A 21210-nucleotide genomic window follows, 5' to 3' on the forward strand; every position below is an offset into this window, starting at 1 on the left:
TCTCCTATTCCGCGGCCGGGGCGGCCGGGTAGCGCAGCGCAGGGGGCAGGCGGAACTGGATGGTTTCCTTCACCCCCTCCAGTTCGGAAACCGCAACCGGGCGAAGCGCGCTGAGAGCAGTGATCACACTGTCGATCAGTTCGTCGGGCGCGGATGCGCCAGCGGTAATGCCCACCGTCCGCACATTATCCAGCCATTGCGGATCGATGGCGCTGCCATCGTCGATAAGGTGGCTTTCCACGCCCATTTCCGTGCCGATCTCCCGCAACCGCATCGAATTGGAGCTATTGCGTGCGCCGACAACCAGCAGCAGGTCGCTGATCGAGGCCAGTTCGCGCACCGCCGTCTGGCGGTTTTGCGTGGCATAGCAGATATCGCTGACCTCGGGCCCGGCCACATCGACGAAGCGTTCATGCAGCGCGGCAATCACGCTGCGCGTATCGTCGATGCTGAGCGTGGTCTGTGTGACGTAAGCCAGAGGAACATCCTCGCCCAGCGGCAGCGCCATGACATCTTCGGGCGTGGAGACGAGGTGAATCGGCGCCTCGATCTGGCCCATCGTGCCAATCACTTCGGCATGGCCGGGGTGGCCGATCAGGACCAGCGTTCGCCCGGCCTTGGCGTAACGGCGACCCTGGAAATGGACCTTGGTCACCAGCGGGCACGTGGCGTCGATGGTTGGCAAGTTGCGTTCCCGCGCCTCGTCCTCGACCGTGCGGGCAACGCCGTGCGCGCTGAAGATCGTCATCGCACCGGACGGGATTTCGGACAGTTCGTCCACGAAAACCGCGCCCTTGCTCCGCAATTGATCGACAACATGTTTGTTGTGGACGATCTCGTGCCGGACATAGACCGGCGCGCCATAGCGTTCGAGCGCGCGTTCGACGATTTCGATGGCCCGTGTAACACCCGCGCAAAAGCCGCGGGGGTTGGCGAGCACTATCTGCAACGGTTCGCCTACGTTGGAATTCGGACTATCCGCTACCACCGACATCTCCCTTATGGGATTGGCCCTGACGGGCTTGGCATCGCCCCTCTGATACTGGTTAAACGTCGCCGAGGAAAGAGGCAGCGGCATTGTATTTAAAAGTAAAGAAGTGAGACGGGAATGCAGCTGGTTCTTGCCATGTAGACAGATGATGGTGCACCACGGTCCCCGCAGAGGGGATAGCGAGCTGCCATTGATGGAGTTAATGCATGCGCCATCCAATATTAACGCTTGGCCTATTGTTGTCGCTTACCCCTTCCGTTGCCAGCGCGCAGGCCGTCGATCCGGCGCGAGCCACCGTTCAGCAGCTGAACGACGATCTGATCCGGGTGATGAAGGCGGGCGGCACCGTGCAGACGCGAACGGCCACGCTTGGTCCCACTCTGGACCGGACGTTCGACCTGCCGCTGATGACGCGGCTGGCCGTCGGGCCGACATGGACATCGCTGAATGCCGCCGACCAACAGGCATTGACGCGCAGTTTCCGGCGCATGACCATTTCCCAATATGCCCGCAATTTCGACAGTTGGTCGGGCGAAAGCTTCACCATGGACCCGCAAGTGCAGCAGCGTGGCGGTGACAAGCTGGTGCGTACGACGCTGAATGTGCCCAAACAGGCGCCCGTCGCCATCAGCTATCGCCTGCGCCAGAGCGGGAACGACTGGAAGATCATCGACGTGTTCTATCGCAATGCGATCAGCCAGATCGCGACACGCCGTTCCGATTTCGCGTCGGTGTTGCAAAAGGGCGGAGCGGCTTCGCTGGTTGCCCACATGGATGCCATAGCGGCAAAGGGCGAGAAATTTTGATCACGCCGCTAATCATGCCGGTGGCGCTGCTGGCGGCATCGGCTGATCTTTCCCTGCCCTATGATGCGGTGGCTCAAGTCGAGCAGCCAGCCGATTCGCCGCCGCCCGACGACACGCCGGTTACGGTTCCCCCGCCCGCGCCGGAGGCCATACCGGCCGACGCTGCGGCTGCTGATCCGGCTCCGGTCACCGACGCCCTTCCCGATCCGGCGGAGGAAGTGGCAACGGAACCCGCTGACGTCATCGAAGCGGATGAAATCCGGGCCGAAAGAGATCCGCTCGAAGGCTTTAACCGAACGATGTTCGGCATTTACGAGGCAATGGACAAGGCGATATGGCGGCCGGCCGCAATGGGGTACGAGCATATCGTGCCCAAGCCCGTCCGCTCGGGAATACATAACCTCATCAGCAACCTGACCGAACCCTTTGTTTTCGTGAATTTCCTGTTGCAGGCGAAACCGGGCAAGGCGATGGAAACCCTCGCCCGCTTCACGATCAATACGACGCTAGGGATCGGCGGACTGTTCGATGTGGCGAAAACGAAGGACTTCAATCTGCCGTACAGGCCGAACGGCTTCGGCACGACGCTGGCGATTTACGGTGTCAAATCCGGGCCTTATCTGTTCATACCGTTCATGGGCCCGACGACGCTTCGCGATGCGCTGAGCAACGCGGCCGATGACAGCCTGTTGCCGCTGGCAATCGGCAAGCCATTCTCGACCTGGCAATATCAGCTTTCAACCGGCGTGGCGGACGGTTTGGAGATACGCGCCGAGGCCGATCCGGAACTGCGCACCCTGCTAGCGGACGCGATCGACCCTTACGCGACACTGCGGTCCGTCTATCTCCAAAATCGTGCCGCCGAGATCGAGGAGATCCGCGGCAAGCACAAGCCGAAGGCAGGCAACGCCCCCGCAGAACTGGGCGATCCGCTTGACGATCCGGCGGGCGCCACCGCACGGCCCGCGCCGTCCGATGCGCCGGAATTGCACGACCCGCTACTCGATCCCGCGCGAAATTAGAGCCCGCTCTGCGCTTTCTTGCGCGGCGGCCCCAGCAGCGCGGGTTCGAAGATCAGCGCACAGATCAGCGTCCAGATCAGCGAGATCATCAGGATCTTCCCCATGCTGGCGGTTCCGGGATGATGGGAGAGCCACAGGCTGCCGAAGGCAGTGCCCGTGGCAAGCGCGCTGAACATGACCGCACGCGCCAGACTCGATTGCAGCAAACCGGTCGCGCCGCCGCGCCAAGCCATCACGAAATAGATATGGAATGCCACGCCCACGCCGAACAGCAGGGGAAAGGCAATGATGTTGGCAAAGTTGATCGGCTGGCCGATCAGCACGCAGCTCCCCAGCGTCAGGAAGATGGAAAGGACGACGGGCGCGAGTGTGAACGCCACCTCCTTCACATCGCGCAGCACAAGGAACAGCAGGACGCTGACCAGCAGGAAGGCCAAAACGCCGGCCTGCACGAAAGCACCTGCAACAGTCCCGGCCGCAGCCTGTGTCGCCACCGGCAACCCGGAAATAGCAGGCGTGACCGTGGCCACGGCATTGCGGAACTGGCGGATCACGGCATTGTCGTTGGCATTGCCGCTCGGGAACACCTGCAAGCGGGCCAGACCAGTTGGCATGACCCAATCGCGGACCAGATCGGGCGGCAGAGTCTCGCGCGTGATTGGCCCGGCTTGCAGTGCCTGCCTGATCTGATCGAGCATGACACCCAGCGGACGGGACAGCATGTCGTTAACGGCGGCCCGCTGGGCTTCCGAAGCCGAGCCCAGCCGGTTTAGCGACGTTGCCAGGCGGCTCGCCTCGTTCCCTTCGGGGCCGGGGTGCGCGGCGATCACGCCTCGCAGCTTCGCTTCCGTGCTCGCAATGGCCTGCTGCAATTCGGAGTCGGTGGGGGGGGAGCGATGTCGAACGGGTTGATCGTCAGGTCGAGCAGCAGCGACGCATCCTGAATCAGCGCCAGCTTCTCATCCTGTTGCTCCGGAACGAAACTGTCGAGCGAAACGACCTGCGCGACTTCGGGCAATGCCGACAGGCGCTGCGACAATTGACGCGCCTCGGCCGGATTGGCGGCAAGTACGTCGATCACATTGGGCGTGCGGTCAGGATCGCGCGTCAGGTCCTTGAGCGCGCGCATCGCGGGCGCATTCGGGTCGCGCAAGTCCAGCGGATTGAAATCAAACACCGCCCAAGGCAGCAGCGCGATCCCCACGGCCATCGCCGCGCCGAAAGCCCAAAGAACGGTGCGGCGCTTGCGTTCCAGAAAGCTGTCTACGGGGGCGAGAGCCTTGAAGCCGACATCGCTGCGGGGCGCGCCGGGGCGCAGCAGTATTATCAGCGCGGGCAGCAGCGTCAGACTGAACAGCAGCGCCACGATCATGCCCAGCCCGGCGATCACGCCGAGTTCGGCAATGCCGATATAGGCCGTGGGCAGGAACGCCCCGAAGCCGAGGAAAATAGCCCCGGCCGCCAGCAGCAGCGGCGCGCCCAGCGCCATTGCCGCCAGTCGCAAAGCCTCTTTGGGTTCGGCCCCAGCTGCCCGGTCCGCATTGAAACGCACGCAGATCTGAATCCCGAAATCGACGCCCAGACCGACGAACAGCGGGATGAAGGCCACCGAGATCAGGTTGAAGCGCCCGATCGCCAGCAATCCGATTGCAGCGGTCACAATCAGGCCGGACAGGATGGTCGTCATGATCGCCGCCACCAGCCGCACCGAACGGGTGGCGAACCAGAGCGTCAGCAACATCGCGCCCAACATGACGGCCCCGACTACACCGATGTTCTCCTGAAGCGTGGCAAACTCTTCATCGGCCAGCGGGACTTCGCCGGTGAGGCTGATCCGCACGCCGTGCGCGTGATCGATGGAGAGTTTTCCGGCGGCGGCGATCACCGCCTCGCTCGCGGCTTCGCCGGGCATCAGTGCGCCATGATCGAGGACGGGCTGGGTCAGGATCAGGCGCCTTGTCGGCGGGCTCACTCCCTTGCCGTCTTCCGCAAACAGCCTTTGCCAAGAGAAATGCGGTTTCTTGCCGTCCAGCGAACCACCGATGGCCGTGCTCAGTGCGTGGAGCGGCCGGTCGATGCGACTGAGCGGTATTTCTCCCGCGTCAACGCCGTCCAGCATGGTCGAAAGCGCGACCGTTACGCCGCGCAGGCTGGGATCGGCGGCAAGTGGCCCCAGCATCGGCTGTGCATCGATCATCGCCCGCGTCGCACTGCGGACATCTTCGACGGATCCGAACAGCAGGCCCTCACGGGCAAAGAATTCGCCGCCATCGGGCCGCGTGACCAGGCGAAAATGCGTCTTGTCCGCACCCAGTGCGACCGAGAGCCGGGCGGCGGCATCCTCGGCCAGTTCCGGAGTCTCACCATCGATGACGATGAGCATATTGTCGCGCAGTTGCGGAAAAGCGGATTCCATCCGCTCTTCCTGCTGCCGCCAGCTAACCTTGGGGGAGATCAGGGCCGACGTATCCGTCGTCATGGCAATGCGATCGGCTGCGATCCACAGCGCCAATGCGGTGACGACGAGCCCCAGCACAAGGGTCAGCCAAGGGCGGCGAACGCTCGCCATCACGAGCGAGGCGGGCCCGAAACGCAAGCTTGTCACTGTCCGCCCGGTCCTTTGGCGCCCATGAAATAACGCAGATTGAAATGTATGGTCTGCGCCGCGCCATCGAAGTGGAACGCGGCCTCCGAGAATTTGGGTGGGCCCAACACGATTTTAGCGTCGTTGGAAAACCCAACTCCTTCCTTCGGAATGCCGAACAGCGCCCGATCCACCTTGCCGTTGCTGTTTTCGTCCAGAAAGGCCTGTGCGGCATAGCGTCCAGGCGGCAGCGAATGAACGAGGACGCGAGTAACACCGACGCGAGCAGGCGCTTCGCCCGAGAACGGGCAATCATCCTTCAGAAACTGGCTTTCTGGGCAAATGGCGACACGTACGTAGCCCTTACTGACGCGAACATTGCCGACATCGACGGTAAGCACGACTGCACCGTCGCTGGCGGGCGGTGATGCTCCCAGCAAACAGGGCGCAAGGCACGCAAGGACTTTCAGCTTAGGGAATGTTGGATTCACGGTGCCATTGAAATCCTGAGTCATCCTGACCAAGCGCACCGAGGACCATGTCAACAATGGCCCCCGCATCGAGCCCGGCCTCGGCATATTGTTTCTCGGGCTTGTCCTGGCTTTGGAAGATATCGGGCAGACGCATCGTGCGGATCTTCAGACCGGTATCGATCAGGCCAAGGTCGCTCGCCAGTGTCAGCACATGTGCGCCCAGGCCGCCGATGGAGCCCTCCTCGATGGTGACGGCAACCTCGTGCGTGACCAGCAGCTTTCTGATCAGATCTTCATCCAGCGGCTTCGCAAAGCGCAAGTCGGCCACAGTGGTGGACAGTCCCTTGGCCTCCAGCGCCTCTGCGGCCTTCAGTGCCTCTTCCAGCCTCGTGCCGAGCGACAGGATCGCGACCTGCCGCCCGTCCCGCACCACGCGGCCCTTGCCGATCTCCAGCCGCTCGGGCGTCTTCGGCAGTTCCATGCCCACGCCATTGCCGCGCGGATAGCGCACGGCAATGGGGCCTTCATCATGGACAGCGCAGGTATGGACCATGTGGACCAGCTCGACCTCGTCGGCCGCCGCCATCAGCACCATGTTGGGCAAAGTCGCCAGATAGGTGATGTCGAAACTGCCGGCATGGGTCGATCCATCCGCGCCGACCAGTCCCGCCCGGTCTATCGCGAAGCGTACGGGCAGATTCTGGATCGCCACATCGTGCACCACCTGATCGTAGGCACGTTGCAGGAAGGTGGAATAGATCGCGCAAAACGGCCGCATGCCCTGCGCGGCCAGGCCTGCGGCGAATGTCACGGCATGCTGTTCGGCAATGCCCACGTCGAAAGCGCGATCGGGAAAGGCTTCCGCGAATTTGTCGAGCCCGGTGCCCGCAGGCATCGCGGCGGTAATCGCGCAGACGCGCTCGTCACGCGTCGCCTCGGCAATCAGCGCCTGGGCAAAGACGCTGGTATAGCTGGGCGGCCCCGGCGGCGCTTTGGCCTGCGTGCCTGTAACGACATCGAACTTCTGCACGCCATGGTACTTGTCCGCCGCCGCCTCGGCCGGCGCATAGCCTTTGCCCTTTTGCGTCACGACATGGACGAGGCACGGTCCCTCCGCCGCATCGCGGACATTTTCCAGCACCGGGATCAACTGGTCGAGATTATGACCGTCTATCGGCCCGACATAGTAGAAGCCCAATTCGTCGAACAGGGTCCCCCCCATCGCCATGCCGCGCGCGAAGGATTCGGTCTTGCGCGCAGCGATGTGCAGCGGACGAGGCAGCCCCCGCGCCAGCTTTTTGGCGAGATCGCGCAGGCCCAGAAATTCGCGGCTCGATGCCAGCCGCGCCAGATAGGCCGACAATCCGCCGACAGGCGGGGCAATCGACATGTCGTTGTCGTTGAGGATCACGATCAGCCGGTTACCCGCCTGACGCGCATTGTTCATCGCCTCATAGGCCATGCCTGCGGACATCGATCCGTCACCGATGACCGCAATCGCCTTGCCGCGCTCGCCGCTCAGCTTCTTCGCGACCGCGAACCCCAGCGCAGCGCTGATCGAGGTGGAACTGTGCGCCGCGCCGAACGGATCGTACGGGCTTTCATCCCGCTTGGTGAAGCCGCTCAGCCCGCCGCCCTGCCGCAAGGTCCGGATACGGTCACGCCGCCCCGTCAGGATCTTGTGGGGGTAGCATTGATGCCCGACATCCCACACCAGCCTGTCGCTTGGCGTGTCGAACACATAATGGATGGCGGTGGTCAATTCCACGACGCCCAGACCGGATCCCAAATGACCACCGGTGACACCCACGGCGGAAATGACTTCCTGCCGCAATTCATCGGCCAATTGCCGCAACTGTTCAGGTTGCAATGCGCGTAAATCCGCAGGCCAGACTACCTGATCAAGAAGGCTCGGCTTTGGCGTCATAAGCTTGGGCTCCCTGAATTCAGCAGGCTGCACAGCGCTCGATACCCGAAGAGCTAAATCAACTGATCGGCAGAAGCTATATGAATCATGTCATTGAGGCGGAATGAACAAGGTTTCCGCGCGAAACCGGGCCTCCGGACGCGTTGGATCGGCGCGAAAAGAGCGACTTCGTATGCAGGCGTGCTCTGAAGACTTACCAAACCCATGCTGGTTGGCCGTGGGCAAGCGATAATTGGTCTGACAGATTTTGATGAAATCTGACGGAATGGCGAAATTCTATAGATTATGCCGATGTCCCGGCTATAGCCTGTCCAACAGATCCGGGTCGAACCATGACACCGGCCGAATGAGAAAAGAGGGAGAGGTAAGGAATGGCGCTGTCATTTTGCCGGGCACGAGCGCTCGGCAGGAGAAGGATTGCCGCGTTCCACGCATCCGAAGCGGGCCGGTCATGACCCCTGAAGACGTCAGGCTCGTCCTTTCCGCCGTGGCGGGCATCGCATTGTCGATTGCCCTTATCGTACGCGGCCGCCTCCACCCCTTCGTCGGGCTGCTCTGCGGCGCCTTCACGGTCGGCATACTCGCCGGAATTCCGCTGGATGAGACCGCAAAGGCCGTGGAGAAAGGTGCCGGCACGATCCTTGGCGGTACCGGACTGGTCGTTGCCTTGGGGCTTGGCCTAGGTGCCATGCTGCAACTGTCGAACGGCGCGGCTGGGCTGGCACGCGCGGCACTGGGCGTGTCGGGCGTCAAAGGGGCGCCATGGGCCAGCCTTTTCACCGCGCTGCTGATCGGACTGCCGCTGTTCTTCGAAACCGGCCTCGTCCTGCTGCTGCCGATCATCGCCTCTGCCGCCGCGGCGCTTCCGAAGGGGCTCGACGATGACGAATCCAAGCTGCGCCTGATGCTGCCCGCGCTGGCGGGTCTCTCTGTGGTCCATGCGCTCGTGCCGCCGCATCCGGGGCCATTGCTGGCGGTCAACGCGCTCGGCGCGAACCTCGGCCTGACGCTCGCCTACGGGCTTTTGGTGGGCATTCCCACCGCCGTGATCGCCGGCCCCGTGCTCGCTCGCTTCACCGTGCGCGGCGTCAAGCTCAGCCCGCCCCTGCTCGCGCCCAAGACGATCGACATAGACACGCCCTCCGTCGGCCGCGCGCTGACTGCCGTCCTGCTGCCGGTCGTGCTGATCGCCGCAGGGCAGGCCGTCGCTATCGCCCCGCCCCCCGTCGCAGCCCGATTGGCCTGGCTGGGCTGGGTAAGCAATCCGGTCATCGCCCTGCTGCTCGCCAACCTCTTCGCCTTGCCGCTGCTGTTTGGATGGCGCCTTGGTGAGCGCCGCATCCAGGACGCGATCTGGCTGGAAGCGATGACCCCTGCAGGCGGCATCCTCCTTGCCATCGGCGCCGGCGGCGCGCTCAAGCAAGTTCTGGTGACCGCCGGCCTGTCGGACATGCTGGTTCGTCTTGCTGGTGACGGCGCGATCTCTCCCCTGCTGCTTGCTTGGGGCGTATCTGTCTGCATCCGTCTCGCGACCGGCTCGGCCACTGTCGCCACGATCACCACGGCGGGGGTCATGCAAGGTCTGGCCGCCAGTTCGGGTGTCGAACCCGAGTGGATGGTGCTGGCCATCGGTGCCGGATCGCTGTTCTTCTCGCACGTCAACGATCCGGGTTTCTGGCTGGTAAAGAGCTATCTCGGCACCGACATGCCCGGCACTTTCCGCACATGGTCGATCATGGAAACCGTCGTCGCTGTGGTCGGGCTCTTGCTGGTACTTCTGGCCAGCAGCGTCTTCTAGGGCAGCAGGAGCATGAACCAGCCACGGCTTTCCGATCACGCCTATGCGGGCATCGTCGAGATCATCAAGTCGAGGAACCTCGAAGTCGGCGCGCGATTGCCCTCCGAAGCGGGACTGGCCGAGATGTTCGGCGTCTCGCGGGCAATCGTGCGCGAAGCGCTGGTCCGGCTCGCATCGGACGGCATCACCGAAGCCCGGCGGGGAGCCGGCTCGTTCGTCAAGAACCGTCCTTCGGAACGACTGGCAGCGTTCATGCCGATGTGCGAGCTTTCCGCGACGATGGGCAGCTTCGAGGTGCGGTTCGTGCTGGAAGCGGAAGCCGCCCGGCTCGCCGCTACCCGGCGCACATCGCCGGAGATGTCCTATGTCGAGGAAGGCATGGACATGCTGCGCTCCGCCCTGCTGTCGGGCGCGCCGGCTCATGCCGAGGACATGGAACTCCACCGCCGCATCGCCAGTGCAACGGGCAATCCCGCATTCCTGATCGCCTTTGACGCGCTCCGGTCCGGCATCGAGAAAGTCATGCGCGCGGGCCTCGATATCTCGCGCTCCCGACATCCGGACGTCATTGCCACCATGCTGCGCGAGCACGAGGTAATCGTGGAAGCCATCCGGGTGCAGGATGGCGATGGCGCGGCGCTGGCGATGCGTTGGCATCTCTGGGAAGGACGCCGCCGACTGATGCCGTAGATTACGCCATCAATGAAACGTCGTTTCCCCCGCGTGGATATCGACCGTAGTCCCCTTTTCGCGCCGGATCGCTGCCGGAACATCGCCGAGTGCGCAAATTACCGCGCGCTGGCCCGTCGCACGGGCGAAATCCTGCGCCGCTTCGACTTTGGGGCCCATCGAGCCCGCCGGAAATTCATAACTGTCCAACGCATCCGGTGTGATCGACCGGATACCGCGCTGTCCGGGTTTGCCCCAGTCCAGATAGACTGCATCCGTGTCCGTCGCGATGACAAGGCAATCGGCGCCGATCACCTTGGCAAGCAGGCAAGATGCCAGGTCCTTGTCGATCACCGCCTGAACGCCAATCAGCCGGTGATCGGTAGGGGACTTATGCATCGTCGGAATGCCGCCGCCACCGGCGGCGATCACCGTGGCCCCCTTTTCGAGCAGCCATTCGATCGCCTGAGTCTGAACGATGTGCTTCGGCTTCGGTGAGGGAAGGACGCGCCGCCAGTGAGCGCCGTCCACCTTCATGGTCCATCCGTTCGCGGTGGCGGCGGCTTTCGCCTGATCCGCAGTATAGAGCTTGCCGATGAACTTGGCAGGATCGCCGAAGGCAGGATCGTCGGGATCGACCTCGATCATCGTCAACAGCGTGACGATGTGATGTTCGAGCGGCAGGATATTGCCCAGTTCCTGCTCGATCATGTAGCCGATCATCCCCATCGTCTCGCTGACGAGCACGTCGAGCGGATAGTCCTCGATGTCGGTGTTCAGCACTTCCTGCAAGGCAAGGAGGCCAACCTGCGGGCCATTCCCGTGCGTGATGACGGTTTGCTCAGTCTCGCACAGTCCCGCCAAGGCTTCGGCGGCTATGCGTGCATTGCGGCGCTGGTTTTCAGCCGTCATCGGCTCGCCGCGTTTCAGCAGCGCATTGCCGCCAAGCGCCACGACTATGCGCCCCATCGCACCTCGCCCCGAAGCCTCAACCAACCTTGCTTTAATTCAGCCGCGTCCAGGTCTGAGATCGGCAGCCGATATTTCCGGTAAGGCAGCCTCTCCCTTCCAGCCGATTGTGATCGAGCATCGTGACTCTGCCGGAGAACGTGCGATTCATGTCAGGCACGAACACCCGGCCACGCCACACGCCGGGCTTCTCCTGCGTGAAATCCCGGAAGAGGTTCATGCCCACCAGGTTATTGGTGCCGCCGCGTTTTGCATCGGCCTTTGCCTTGTCGTTTGCCCAAACGACGACACCGCACATCTGATTGCCGCACCGTTCAGCGCGGACATGCACGCTGTTCTGTGGATTCTTCCAGACTCCCAGAGACTGACTGTCTGACTTTGCCCAAGCAGGCGATGCCAGTACCAACGAGATTGCCAAAAGCAGGTAACGACCCATGGCGTGGACCTTCCCTTCGTTGCGCAGCACCCTTTCGGTCATCTCCGTCAGGCTCGATCAGCGTTGCCGCTGAGCGCATTCTCACCGATGGAGTTTGCCTTTGTTCGCCGCAGTTTCAGACTGCCGAAGCCGGCAAGGTCGCGCAACTCAAATCTGGTCCGTGATCCGAATGACAGCTTGCGTGAATGTCTCAACTTCGGGCTGCTCGCTAACTCCACGCTCTTTGCTGCGCCCGCTCGCGCATGACATCGATGAATGCTCGGACCGAGGGCATCGCCGCGCGACCGGCATCGTAGAGCAAATTCACCGGCATCGGCGCAGGCGCATGATCCGCTAGCACCCGGACCAGTCGCCCGGCCGCAATGGCTTCGGCTGACTGATAGCTTAGCACATTGGCGAATCCGAGCCCGACCTCAGCCGCCTCGATCGCAGCATCGACCGTATTGACAGTGAGGCGGGGCACGATTTCAACGGGTGGCTCATCCTTGCCCCCGAACGGCCACGCGCTGCCGATCCGGACACCGCTGCCGACGATACAGCTATGGCCTTTCAGGTCGGAGGGGAGTGCCGGAATGCCGTGACTTGCGAGATAAGCCGGGCTCGCCACGATCGTCTGCTGCACCGACCCGATTGCGACAACGCGCAGCGCGCTGTCCGCAAGCGCTCCGATCCGCACGGCCACGTCGATCCCTTCCTCCACGATGCGCACATTGCGGTCGAGCAGCATCATCCGCGCGCTCAAGCCGTCATGTTTTGCCAGAAGCGCACCGATCGCCGGCAACACGTGCAGCCGCCCGAACATGACCGGCGCGGTGATATAGAGTTGCCCGCGCGGCACCGATCGTCCGCCCATGACGACCTGCTCCGCCTCACGCAAGTCAGCCAGTATCCGGCGCGCCCGGTCGAGAAAGGCCGCCCCTTCGTCCGTCAGCGAAACCGCCCGGGTGGAGCGGTGAAACAGAGACACGCCAAGGTGCCGTTCCAGCGCCGCGACGGCCCGCGTCACGGCCGGAGGCGAGACGTCCAAAGCACGCGCCGCCGCTGCGAAGCCGCGCTTGTCGGCCACGGCGACAAGCGCGGTCAGAGTTTCGAAGCGATCCATTATTCTCCAAACCGGAATAGTGAACGCCGATCCTCACCGATTATAATGTCAACGGCAATGCATTACGTTCCGTCGCATGGCACAGACTTTCCTCCACACCATGTTCGGCCCCGGGGCTCGCGCTTTGCAGGAGGCGGCGGGTTCGCGCAGCTCTTACGCGCGAATGGAAGCCCACGCGGGCGAAATGGACATTCTGACCCAGCGCGAGCTGGACTTCATCACCGCCCGTGACAGCTTCTACATGGCCAGCGTCAGCGAAGACGGCTGGCCCTACATCCAGCATCGCGGCGGTCCGGCCGGGTTTCTTCGGCAGCTCGCGGGCAATCGCATCGGCTTTGCCGACTATCGGGGCAATCGGCAGTATCTGTCAGCCGCAAACCTCGCCGCTGACGACCGCGTATCACTGTTCCTTATGGACTATCCAAGCCGGCGCCGGCTCAAGATGATCGGCCATGCCCATGCCAGCGAGGATCCGGCGGACATCGCGGCGCTGATGGTACCCGACTACGACGCCGAGCCGGAACGGGCTTTCGTGATCGATGTGGTCGGTTTCGACTGGAATTGCCCCCAGCACATCACCCCGCGTTTCACCGAAGCACAGATCTCGCAGGGCGTCCGGCCCCTGCTCGACGAACTGGCCCGGCTGCGCTCCCGCGTCTCCGAACTGGAAGGAATGAACTCATGACCGACACACTAACACACGGCGTCCATCACGTTGGCCTGACTGTCCCGGACCTCAATCAGGCGCGCGCGTTCTTCTGCGGTGTTCTGGGGTTCGATGAAGTCGGCGGGGTACCGGACTACCCCTCGATCTTCGTGTCGGACGGCACCGTCCTGCTGACCCTTTGGCGCGCCGCCGACCCGATGACCGCCCGCGTATTCGACCGGCGCGCCAATATCGGCCTGCACCACCTTTCCCTGGCCGTGGCGGACGACGATGCGCTGGAAGAGGCATGGCGCAAGGTGAGCGCTCATCCGGAAGTCATTGTCGATGTCCCGCCCAGCCCGATCCGCCCGGGGGCAACAACGCGTCATTTCCTGGTGTTCATTCCCGGCGGCATCCGGATGGAATTCGCCACACCCTTTGTGTGAAGCGATGCCCGCCGAACCGGAAAGGGCTTCAGCTACTGCCGCCGGTGCCAGACCCGATGTGCGATGCGCACGATGGGCGCGCCGCACCGGCTGCAATCGCTTTCCCAGCGAACACCGTTCCAGCGCGCATGTTCGCCCCGGCCGTGCTGATTGAAGTGGCACAAAATTCGCGCCGCAATTGCGATCATTTCAAAGTCCATATGTCTTTTCGCGTCGCACCCAGACCCTCCGATAATGCGAAGCCCGCAGGACGCGCGTGATGGAAATCACGTCGATTTGCTTCTCCCTCCCCTCTCCCGACCGCAGGACGCGCGCAGCGGATCTCGGTCCGGCACCGCAACCGAAGGGTCTTGCGACCCGCCTGTTACATTTGAAGATATTTCATAACATTGCGCGTCAGCGGCAGTTCACACTTGGGATGGCAGATTCGCCGCTCGAAATTGGACAGGACGAGTGGACATGACTGGCAGGCTGCAAAAAGCAGGAGCGTATATGATGGTGGGTCTGGTCGCGGTCGCGACACCGCTCGCCTCCGCTTCGGCGCAGGACTACCCGCCGCCCGAATCGTCCGGCAATTATCCGCCTCCGCCGCCTGCGCCGAATGGTCAGGATCCGGGGCAATATCCTGCGCAAAATCAGAGCCAGTACGACCAGCAATACAGCCCGCCGCGGCCGGACGGCCAGTATCAAGGCCAATATCCAAACCAGTATCAGGGCCAGTATGGGGGCCAGTACGGCGGGCAATACGCGCCGCCGCCGCCTGACAGCTATGCCGCCGCGGCGCCGCGCGGCTATGATGGATCGCAACCGCCCCCGCCGCCGCCGGGCTATCAGCAGGACCCGGCTTACGCGCAGCAGATCCAGCAGGATCGTTATTACGAAGCCCGTGCCGAAGATTGGGCCCAGCATTATTGCGTGCGTTCGGGCAACAATGCCGGATCGGGCGCCTTGATCGGCGGGTTGCTCGGCGCCCTGCTTGGATCCAGTGTCGCGGGACGGCATGACCATGGCACGGGCGCAATCGTCGGCGGCGCCATGGGTGCGGTAGGCGGGGCAGCGGTAGGCAGCGCCAGCACCGGGGAAACCAGCCCGGGCTGCCCGCCGGGCTATGTCATGCGCGGCGGCGCGCCGGCCTTCTATTACGAAGGCTATGGCCAGCCTTATTATTATGCCGCACCGGAATGGTATCGTCCGTGGATATTCATCGACAACCGCTGGACCTACCGGCCTTATCCCTATCACGCCTTTTATTATCGCCACTATAACTACGGTCGCCCGGGATACGGGTACCGGGGCGGTTATCACGGCTACTACCGCGGCCCGCATCGCTGACCGGAACATGTCTCGGCGCTGGAACGCGGCCAAATGCGGCCTCGATCCCGCGCCGGAGGATGGGTTCATCCCCTTCACGGGCAGCGCGGGCGTGCACGCCCGCGCTGCCCGATGCTATAACATGTTCATAGAAAATCGGACTTGGTTGCGGTCATAAACGGCGCGCTCTATCCGCCCCAGCCCGCGCTGCGAAAGAACCGCCGCGCAGCGAATGGGCCGCCCACACCCGACAAGGTTACGATGTACGAAGCAAGCGAGTCAGAACAAGACGGTACAATAAAAGATACGTTGTTTGGGCATCTTCCGCCGAGTCTGTTTGGTATTCTGGCGTCCGCTGCCAAGCGTGACTATGCCCGGCTGATCTTGTGGATCTATCGCGAGTTCTTCGGAGAGAATTACGCCAAGCCTGTTCGCAAGGACGAGCTTGTTGCCTTCATTGCCGTGCAGATCGACAGGTTGTCCGATCTCGTGGAGGACTTTGCCGCGGACGCTGCAAACGCGGATGCAAGCCAGAACCCGAATAACGTCTATCTCCGCCTGAAGCAGGCCGGTTGGCTGGTCGAACATCGCCGCGGCTATGTGCAGATGGTCGATCTTGAAGCCTCGGTTTCGATGCTTCTCGAAACGCTAAGCGCGATCGAAGAGGGCGAGGCAGTTCATTTCGGCGGCACGATCGCCGCGCTCGAAAGCGTCATCGAGCGACTGGGCGACAACCCGCTCGACAAGGCCTCATCCCTGGCGGACAGTGCTGCGCGGGCCCGTCGTTTCCAGCAGCACCTGTCGGCCATCATCGGGAATTTGCGCGCGCATGAGCAGCGCATCGTTGCCGATCCCCAGCCCACGCGGATCCTGGCAAGCTTCTTTCAATTCGTCGAAGAAGTGCTGATCTCGGACTACCGCGCCATCAAGACGACCAACAATCCGTTTCGTCATCGCAATCGGATCATCCAGATCATTTCCGATTACGAACACGACAACGAGATCGTTGCCGCCTTTGCCGAGGGGTATGTCGCCCAGGGCCTTGCCTCCTCGTACGAAATCGCGATTTCCAAAGTGCGTCAGCATCTCGGCCAGGTGAAGCGGATCTTCGATGCCGCCGAGGAACGGCTGGATGACATCGACGCCTTTCGCAGCCGTTTGGAACAGCGCATTGCGCGGACCATCAGCTATATGAACGAGATAGATGGCTCTACTCTCGTACGCCTGACCCATTTGCTGCGGGATGTCGGCGCGACCGATCTCGATTGGGACGCCCCGCTTCCCGTTCCATCCGACCTCGCCGATCCGGTGCGTCACTGGGGGCCCGGAAACCTGGCCAGCCCATCATCCCGGCGCGTCACGGCAACACCTACTTCGGTACAGAAAACGCAAATCGATCCTGCGCTCTACGCTTACGACCGGGCGCAGCAGGCCTATCTGGTGCGTCTCTCCGTCACCCCGGATAAGATCGCCGGCTACATCGAGCGCAACCTCGGATCCGCGGCGGAACTTCATGCCCGTGATTTTGTCGTCGAAACACCCGAGGATGCCCTGCTTCTGCAAGGGGTCCGGCAACTCGATATGTTCGGCAGCAAGGAATTGCTGCGCCGGTTCCGCGTGTCGCACGATCTCGACACCTTGGTAGACACCGATTGGTCCGCGTTTTCGGCCTTCAGCGTCTACCGCAATCTTCCCGAAAATCTGGAAATCGATCATGGCTAACGCAACTCTCTACGATCTCGAAGAGCTGCTCGACCGTCCTCAGAACCGCGATCTCACCAAGGAGATGATGGTCAAAGCGGCAGATCGTCTGTTGGCGCAACAATGCCTCTTCCGCGACGATTACAATGCCTCGGGAACCTATGACCTGATCGTGCGCCACAAAGGCTATTTTGGCGGGCTGTTCGATGCACTCGGACGCGACCTCGTGATAAAGCCCGACGAGATGATGATCGAACTGCGGCCTCAGGACAGCCTGACCCGCACGATGCTCTCGCTTGACGAGACGATCATTCTCCTCGCCCTGCGAGCCACCTTCGAGCAGGGCGTCGTGTCGATGAGCCAGGAAGAATTCGGCCTCATCGCGACGACTTCCATGGAAGTTCTGGAGCGCTACGACCAGTGGGTTGCACGGCCCCGGCCGCCGTGGCCGCGCGTTCGCAAGATCCTTGAGGCATTCCGCAAGCGCCGCTTCATCGACCTTGGCGAGGATATTCCGCTGGAGAACGGGGTCGCCATCACCATCCGGCCGGCGATCCGAAGCGTCACCGGCGAGGCCTATCAGGCACGGATCGCGGAGTGGATTGCCGCCACCCATGCGCGGCAGGACACCGCAGAAATCCCCGGCGGGCTCTCCGACTTCGCAGAAGATGACGGCGACGACGGCACCCCCGTCGATGACGCCGCCTTTACATCGGATGAGGGCGAAGACGCCCTCGCGGACGAGGCAATTGTGCAATGATCAAACTCAGCCGCATCAATCTGATCAACTGGTACACCTTTGAAAGCCTGACCATCGACGTGCGCGGCAGCACGTCGTTGATCGGCCCGAACGGGGCGGGCAAATCGTCAATACTCGACGCCATCCAGGTCGTGCTGACCGGCAACAACAGGAATTATTTCCAGCTGAACGCCAGCGCCAACGTCACGGCGGGCCAGACCCGCAAAGTCGGCGAAACTCGCTCGGTGTACGATTATTGCCTTGGCAGGGTCGCCGGAGAGACGCTGCGGAGCAATTGCATCAGCTACGTTTCGCTCGTGTTCGAACGGGAGCGCGATGGCAAATGCTGGACGATCGGCGTCGGCATGAGCGCCGTGGAAGGACAGCAAAGCGAAGAGGTACTGGGCGCGTTCATCGCGCCCGATCAGGCCCTGCGTGACACCGATTTTCTTCAGGACATCGACGGCAAGCCCTATGTCTTGCCGTACGACGAGCTGGTAACACGGCTCAGGCGCGTGCCGGGGTTCGATAATCTCGGGCATCGCCCCACCCATTTCACCCGGCGCGTGCTCATGGCGCTGGGCGGCAAAGGCCATCACGCCGATCCCGAGAAGTTTCTCAAGACGCTGAAAAACGGCCTGCGCATCCGCGAGATGAAGTCGGCGACCGAGTTCGTGCGTGAATTCCTACTCGATCCGGCCGGGCTCAATATCGAGGAGCTGAGAAAGTCGGTCGCGACCTGGCGCGGCCTGCTCAAAAAGATCGACGAGCTGGAGAAGCAGAAGCAGCAAGTCACCGAAGCGGTAACAGCCTACCGCGAACTGCTCGACCGCATGTCGGAAGAAGTCCGCATGCGCTGGGTGGCGGGCAAGGCCGAACGCGACCGACTGGCCGAGCGGGTCAAGGCGGTAACCGATCAGCTCGCCCGCAAGCAGGAAGAGTGGGAACTGGCGGAGCGCCGGGTGAAGCAAACCCGCGAGGCGCTCACGCGGACGCAGGACGAGATCAAGGAAATCACCCGGGCTCTCGACAACGATAGCCGGGAGCAGGCGATCCGCGGGTTTCGCGAGATCAACCTGCCGAATGCCGAGCGCGCGCATACGGATGCCGAGCAAGCCTATCAGGCCTATTTCGCCTCCGTCGCGGCCGCGGCCAGCCTCGCCGACAAACTGGTGCTGGTCTATGCGCAGGACGAATATCAACAGGCACGCGATGCACTGGCGGCCTTGCGCGCCAGAGTAGGCGGCGAGACCAGCCTTGCCGCGCGCGATGTCGATCAGATCGTTCATCGCACGCTCGAGCCGCTGGAGCGCTATGCCGTCGCAGCTCAGGGCGCACGGGACAGCCACCTCACCAATCTCGTCACGCTGAGATCCCAGATCCGCGAAAACCGGGAGCAGTTGCAGCGTCTCTCCGGCGGCAAGGCGCTGATCGCGGACCCGACATTGCGGCTCATTCAGTATCTGGCCGCGCACGACATCGAAGCCACCCCTATCGCAGAACTCGTCGAAGTCACCGACGAGCTTTGGACCGATGCCGCCGAAACGCTGCTGGGTGCGGCAGGCGAAGCGCTGGTGGTCGAGCCCGATCAAGCGCAGCGCGCGATTACCCTGCTCCGCCAGCAACGCAGGGATTATCCCGGCACGCAGATCGTAAACACCACGAAGACCGGAGAAATTGGACAAGCGCCGACGGCAGGCAGCCTGGCCGACATCATCGCCACCGAGAGCGTTCATGCGCGAGCCTTCATCAACCGCCGGTTGAACGCGGTGCGCCGGGTCGACAGCGAGCACGACTTGCTCCGCTTCGACCGCGCGGTTACGCCCGACTGTCTCGTTGCGTCGGGCGGCTCGATCGAGAATCGGCGCCCGGCCCGGGTCCACCGGCTCGGCAAGGACGCCAATCGCAAGAACATCCCCATCCTCGAAAACCTGCTGGAATCGCAGGAGCGCGCCTATACGCGTCACGAGGCCGATTCCGCAGCGCTGAAGGGTCTTATCGAAGGCATCCAGAAATTCCTGGAAGTCGGCGGCAGTCGCAACCTCGAAGAGCTGGAACGCATTCGCCATCATGCCGCTGAAGCGGTCGCACAGATCCGGGACAACATCCGAACTCTGGAAGGTGAGCGGCCCGTTGAAATTCAGGACCGCCTCGAAGGGCTGAAATCCGATCTCGAAGATCTGCGTCAGCAACTTGAAGCCGACGCGGCCGCCGAACGCGTCGCCGGCCCCATGGTGGGGATTGTGAAGGAAAAACTGTCGGGCGCCGAAGCAGGTCTCGAAAAGGCGCAAGGCGTGTTCGCCGACCGCGATATCCTGCCGTCCGACGAGCGCGACGCGGCCATGGCCGATTTCGAGCACCTGATGCGTGAACAGGGCGGGCTGCTCGAAAACGTGCAGATCGCGGCGCAGGACATGGCCACCAGAGCACGCAGCCGCGTCAGTCACCTGGCAGTGCAGGCGCCGCAGAAAGCTTACGCTTACGCCTTCGAAGCCGGTATTTCCGACCAGTTCCGACGCGAGGATGCCCCGGCCATCCAGCTGGAATGGCTTGAGAAGCAACTGGCAGCCATCGTCAACAACGCGCTAAGCGACTACCGCGAGCAAGCCCAGGAAGCGCGTACGTCGATCGAGACGTCGCTCAAAACGGACATGCTGGTCAAACTGCATGACCGCATCGAAGGCGCGAAACGGCAAATCCGCAGTCTCAATCGCAGCCTCCAGATGCGACCGTTCCATGGTGAACTCTATCGGTTTGACGTGAAGCCCGATCGCTTCTTTGCCGAGATCGTAGAGATTGCACGCCGGGTGCAACTCAACAGCATCGATGTCAGCACGCTGTTCGACGATGCAAATTCGGGAATCGAACCGAGTCTGATGAAAGGCGTCGAGCGCATCAAGCGGATGATCGACGAGGGCGACAACGTCGAGCAGATCAGCGATTATCGCAATTATCTGCACTTCGATCTGCAAACCACCACGCTCGACGGCGAGCGCGTCACTTCGGACTACGCCAAGCGCCAGGGCAGCGGCTCAGGCGGCGAGAAGCAAGTACCGTTCTACATCGCCATGGCCTGCGCGATGTCGAACGTGTGCCACTCGTCGGAAGACAATCGGGACAGGCTTGGGCTCGGGATCATCCTGTTCGACGAGGCATTCAACGCGCTCGACGGCGGAAACGTGAACAGCTGCCTGGCATTGCTTCGAGAGTTCAATCTCCAGGTCATCGCCTGCGCGCCAATTGAAAAGCTCGGCGTATTCATGGAGCAAATGGACACCGTCCTCTCCGTGCGGCGCATCGGCACCACGACAATGCTTTATGCCGACTATCTCAAAGACGCCGGCCGCGAGGCGTTCCGCGAGGCCAATCCCGGCAACGAGCCCTTTGACCTCTTCAAGGAGAGATTCTCGCAGGAAGCACAAGCCGCCGATGCTGCCCAGTGACGTGCCTGACTTATAAGGGGACTTCCCGGCGCGGCCAGCCCGCCTGAGTACTGACACTGGGGCAACATCGATGGCGCAGGATCCCCACCGACACTACCACGTTTCCGTCAGCAATAGCGCGTTTGGTCACATCGTGCTTGAACCCTT

Annotated in this window: 18 protein-coding genes; 10 read left to right on the forward strand and 8 right to left on the reverse strand. The window is 62.5% G+C overall.

All coding sequences use genetic code 11. From position 1 onward, the window contains the following. Window positions 1-4: 4 nt before the first annotated feature. Complete coding sequence (gene ispH / locus AC1VVK_RS23450; RefSeq protein ID WP_132391092.1) at window positions 5-994, reverse strand: 4-hydroxy-3-methylbut-2-enyl diphosphate reductase; 990 nt, start codon at window positions 992-994, stop codon at window positions 5-7. Window positions 995-1197: 203 nt separating this feature from the next. Between ispH and AC1VVK_RS23455 the strand changes: the two genes are divergently transcribed. After that, window positions 1198-1797, forward strand: coding sequence for an ABC transporter substrate-binding protein (locus AC1VVK_RS23455; protein WP_482905576.1), 600 nt, complete (start codon window positions 1198-1200; stop codon window positions 1795-1797). A 14-nt stretch (window positions 1798-1811) separates the two neighbouring features. Next, window positions 1812-2819, forward strand: coding sequence for an MlaA family lipoprotein (locus AC1VVK_RS23460; RefSeq protein ID WP_482905577.1), 1008 nt, complete (start codon window positions 1812-1814; stop codon window positions 2817-2819). On the opposite strand, the gene AC1VVK_RS23465 is transcribed toward AC1VVK_RS23460, so the two are convergent. The 4 genes from AC1VVK_RS23465 to dxs are packed head-to-tail and all read right to left on the reverse strand — an operon-like array spanning window position 2816 to window position 7803. Further along, the gene (locus AC1VVK_RS23465; protein ID WP_482905578.1) at window positions 2816-3649 is read right to left on the reverse strand and encodes a hypothetical protein; all 834 of its coding nucleotides are present in this window, start codon (window positions 3647-3649) and stop codon (window positions 2816-2818) included. The two genes, AC1VVK_RS23460 and AC1VVK_RS23465, sit on opposite strands and share 4 nt — an antisense overlap. Continuing rightward, a complete protein-coding gene (locus AC1VVK_RS23470) occupies window positions 3646-5424 on the reverse strand; it encodes an MMPL family transporter (RefSeq protein ID WP_482905579.1) in 1779 nt (592 codons plus the stop codon). Before AC1VVK_RS23470 ends, AC1VVK_RS23465 begins: the two co-directional genes overlap by 4 nt. Then, on the reverse strand, window positions 5421-5918 hold the full coding sequence (locus tag AC1VVK_RS23475) for a DUF2141 domain-containing protein (RefSeq protein WP_482905580.1): 498 nt from the start codon (window positions 5916-5918) through the stop codon (window positions 5421-5423). The genes AC1VVK_RS23470 and AC1VVK_RS23475 overlap by 4 nt, the downstream gene beginning before the upstream one ends. Then, on the reverse strand, window positions 5875-7803 hold the full coding sequence (dxs, locus tag AC1VVK_RS23480; protein WP_482905581.1) for a 1-deoxy-D-xylulose-5-phosphate synthase: 1929 nt from the start codon (window positions 7801-7803) through the stop codon (window positions 5875-5877). The genes AC1VVK_RS23475 and dxs overlap by 44 nt, the downstream gene beginning before the upstream one ends. A gap of 451 nt (window positions 7804-8254) precedes the next feature. On the opposite strand from dxs, the gene AC1VVK_RS23485 reads away from it, so the two are divergent. Together AC1VVK_RS23485 and AC1VVK_RS23490 are read left to right on the forward strand one after the other, a co-directional pair. After that, window positions 8255-9601 carry a GntT/GntP/DsdX family permease gene (locus tag AC1VVK_RS23485; RefSeq protein WP_482905582.1) on the forward strand — a complete coding sequence of 449 codons (1347 nt, stop codon included), beginning with the start codon at window positions 8255-8257 and terminating at the stop codon, window positions 9599-9601. Between the two features lie 12 nt (window positions 9602-9613). Further along, window positions 9614-10291 (forward strand): FadR/GntR family transcriptional regulator, encoded by a 678-nt coding sequence (locus AC1VVK_RS23490; protein ID WP_482905583.1) that lies wholly within the window; start codon window positions 9614-9616, stop codon window positions 10289-10291. A 9-nt stretch (window positions 10292-10300) separates the two neighbouring features. Here AC1VVK_RS23490 and arcC read toward each other — a convergent pair whose 3' ends face one another. The 3 genes from arcC to AC1VVK_RS23505 all read right to left on the reverse strand — a co-directional run bounded on the left by arcC (window position 10301) and on the right by AC1VVK_RS23505 (window position 12777). Further along, window positions 10301-11239, reverse strand: coding sequence for a carbamate kinase (gene arcC / locus AC1VVK_RS23495; protein ID WP_482905584.1), 939 nt, complete (start codon window positions 11237-11239; stop codon window positions 10301-10303). Window positions 11240-11273: 34 nt separating this feature from the next. Beyond that, entirely contained in the window at window positions 11274-11717 is a 444-nt protein-coding gene (locus tag AC1VVK_RS23500) for a DUF2147 domain-containing protein (RefSeq protein ID WP_243652742.1), read from the reverse strand. Window positions 11718-11883: 166 nt separating this feature from the next. Then, window positions 11884-12777: a LysR family transcriptional regulator gene (locus AC1VVK_RS23505; protein WP_482905585.1), complete on the reverse strand. Its 894-nt coding sequence runs from the start codon at window positions 12775-12777 to the stop codon at window positions 11884-11886. A 76-nt stretch (window positions 12778-12853) separates the two neighbouring features. Here AC1VVK_RS23505 and AC1VVK_RS23510 point away from each other — a divergent pair, with 76 nt between their 5' ends. From AC1VVK_RS23510 to AC1VVK_RS23535, 6 genes are all read left to right on the forward strand, one after another. Then, window positions 12854-13462 (forward strand): pyridoxamine 5'-phosphate oxidase family protein, encoded by a 609-nt coding sequence (locus AC1VVK_RS23510; protein WP_482905586.1) that lies wholly within the window; start codon window positions 12854-12856, stop codon window positions 13460-13462. Then, a complete protein-coding gene (locus AC1VVK_RS23515) occupies window positions 13459-13869 on the forward strand; it encodes a VOC family protein (RefSeq protein WP_482905587.1) in 411 nt (136 codons plus the stop codon). The genes AC1VVK_RS23510 and AC1VVK_RS23515 overlap by 4 nt, the downstream gene beginning before the upstream one ends. A 492-nt stretch (window positions 13870-14361) precedes the next feature. Further along, window positions 14362-15201 (forward strand): hypothetical protein, encoded by an 840-nt coding sequence (locus AC1VVK_RS23520; RefSeq protein WP_482905588.1) that lies wholly within the window; start codon window positions 14362-14364, stop codon window positions 15199-15201. 240 nt (window positions 15202-15441) lie between these two features. Continuing rightward, entirely contained in the window at window positions 15442-16902 is a 1461-nt protein-coding gene (locus AC1VVK_RS23525) for a Wadjet anti-phage system protein JetA family protein (protein ID WP_482905589.1), read from the forward strand. Continuing rightward, window positions 16895-17641: a DUF4194 domain-containing protein gene (locus AC1VVK_RS23530; RefSeq protein WP_482905590.1), complete on the forward strand. Its 747-nt coding sequence runs from the start codon at window positions 16895-16897 to the stop codon at window positions 17639-17641. The genes AC1VVK_RS23525 and AC1VVK_RS23530 overlap by 8 nt, the downstream gene beginning before the upstream one ends. Then, a complete protein-coding gene (locus AC1VVK_RS23535; RefSeq protein WP_482905591.1) occupies window positions 17638-21063 on the forward strand; it encodes an SbcC/MukB-like Walker B domain-containing protein in 3426 nt (1141 codons plus the stop codon). The genes AC1VVK_RS23530 and AC1VVK_RS23535 overlap by 4 nt, the downstream gene beginning before the upstream one ends. Window positions 21064-21210: the final 147 nt, after the last annotated feature.

This window comes from Novosphingobium sp. BL-S-32 (assembly GCF_056857055.1).

What these genes read in the sequence shown, in the direction of transcription:
- AC1VVK_RS23490 (WP_482905583.1), top strand. Translation starts at nt 9,614, where the DNA reads ATGAACCAGCCACGGCTTTCCGATCACGCCTATGCGGGCATCGTCGAG.
- AC1VVK_RS23505 (WP_482905585.1), bottom strand. Translation starts at nt 12,777, where the DNA reads ATGGATCGCTTCGAAACTCTGACCGCGCTTGTCGCCGTGGCCGACAAG.
- ispH (WP_132391092.1), bottom strand. Translation starts at nt 994, where the DNA reads ATGTCGGTGGTAGCGGATAGTCCGAATTCCAACGTAGGCGAACCGTTG.
- AC1VVK_RS23485 (WP_482905582.1), top strand. Translation starts at nt 8,255, where the DNA reads ATGACCCCTGAAGACGTCAGGCTCGTCCTTTCCGCCGTGGCGGGCATC.
- AC1VVK_RS23530 (WP_482905590.1), top strand. Translation starts at nt 16,895, where the DNA reads ATGGCTAACGCAACTCTCTACGATCTCGAAGAGCTGCTCGACCGTCCT.
- AC1VVK_RS23475 (WP_482905580.1), bottom strand. Translation starts at nt 5,918, where the DNA reads ATGACTCAGGATTTCAATGGCACCGTGAATCCAACATTCCCTAAGCTG.
- arcC (WP_482905584.1), bottom strand. Translation starts at nt 11,239, where the DNA reads ATGGGGCGCATAGTCGTGGCGCTTGGCGGCAATGCGCTGCTGAAACGC.
- AC1VVK_RS23455 (WP_482905576.1), top strand. Translation starts at nt 1,198, where the DNA reads ATGCGCCATCCAATATTAACGCTTGGCCTATTGTTGTCGCTTACCCCT.
- AC1VVK_RS23500 (WP_243652742.1), bottom strand. Translation starts at nt 11,717, where the DNA reads ATGACCGAAAGGGTGCTGCGCAACGAAGGGAAGGTCCACGCCATGGGT.
- AC1VVK_RS23525 (WP_482905589.1), top strand. Translation starts at nt 15,442, where the DNA reads ATGTACGAAGCAAGCGAGTCAGAACAAGACGGTACAATAAAAGATACG.
- dxs (WP_482905581.1), bottom strand. Translation starts at nt 7,803, where the DNA reads ATGACGCCAAAGCCGAGCCTTCTTGATCAGGTAGTCTGGCCTGCGGAT.
- AC1VVK_RS23515 (WP_482905587.1), top strand. Translation starts at nt 13,459, where the DNA reads ATGACCGACACACTAACACACGGCGTCCATCACGTTGGCCTGACTGTC.
- AC1VVK_RS23535 (WP_482905591.1), top strand. Translation starts at nt 17,638, where the DNA reads ATGATCAAACTCAGCCGCATCAATCTGATCAACTGGTACACCTTTGAA.
- AC1VVK_RS23510 (WP_482905586.1), top strand. Translation starts at nt 12,854, where the DNA reads ATGGCACAGACTTTCCTCCACACCATGTTCGGCCCCGGGGCTCGCGCT.
- AC1VVK_RS23460 (WP_482905577.1), top strand. Translation starts at nt 1,812, where the DNA reads ATGCCGGTGGCGCTGCTGGCGGCATCGGCTGATCTTTCCCTGCCCTAT.
- AC1VVK_RS23520 (WP_482905588.1), top strand. Translation starts at nt 14,362, where the DNA reads ATGATGGTGGGTCTGGTCGCGGTCGCGACACCGCTCGCCTCCGCTTCG.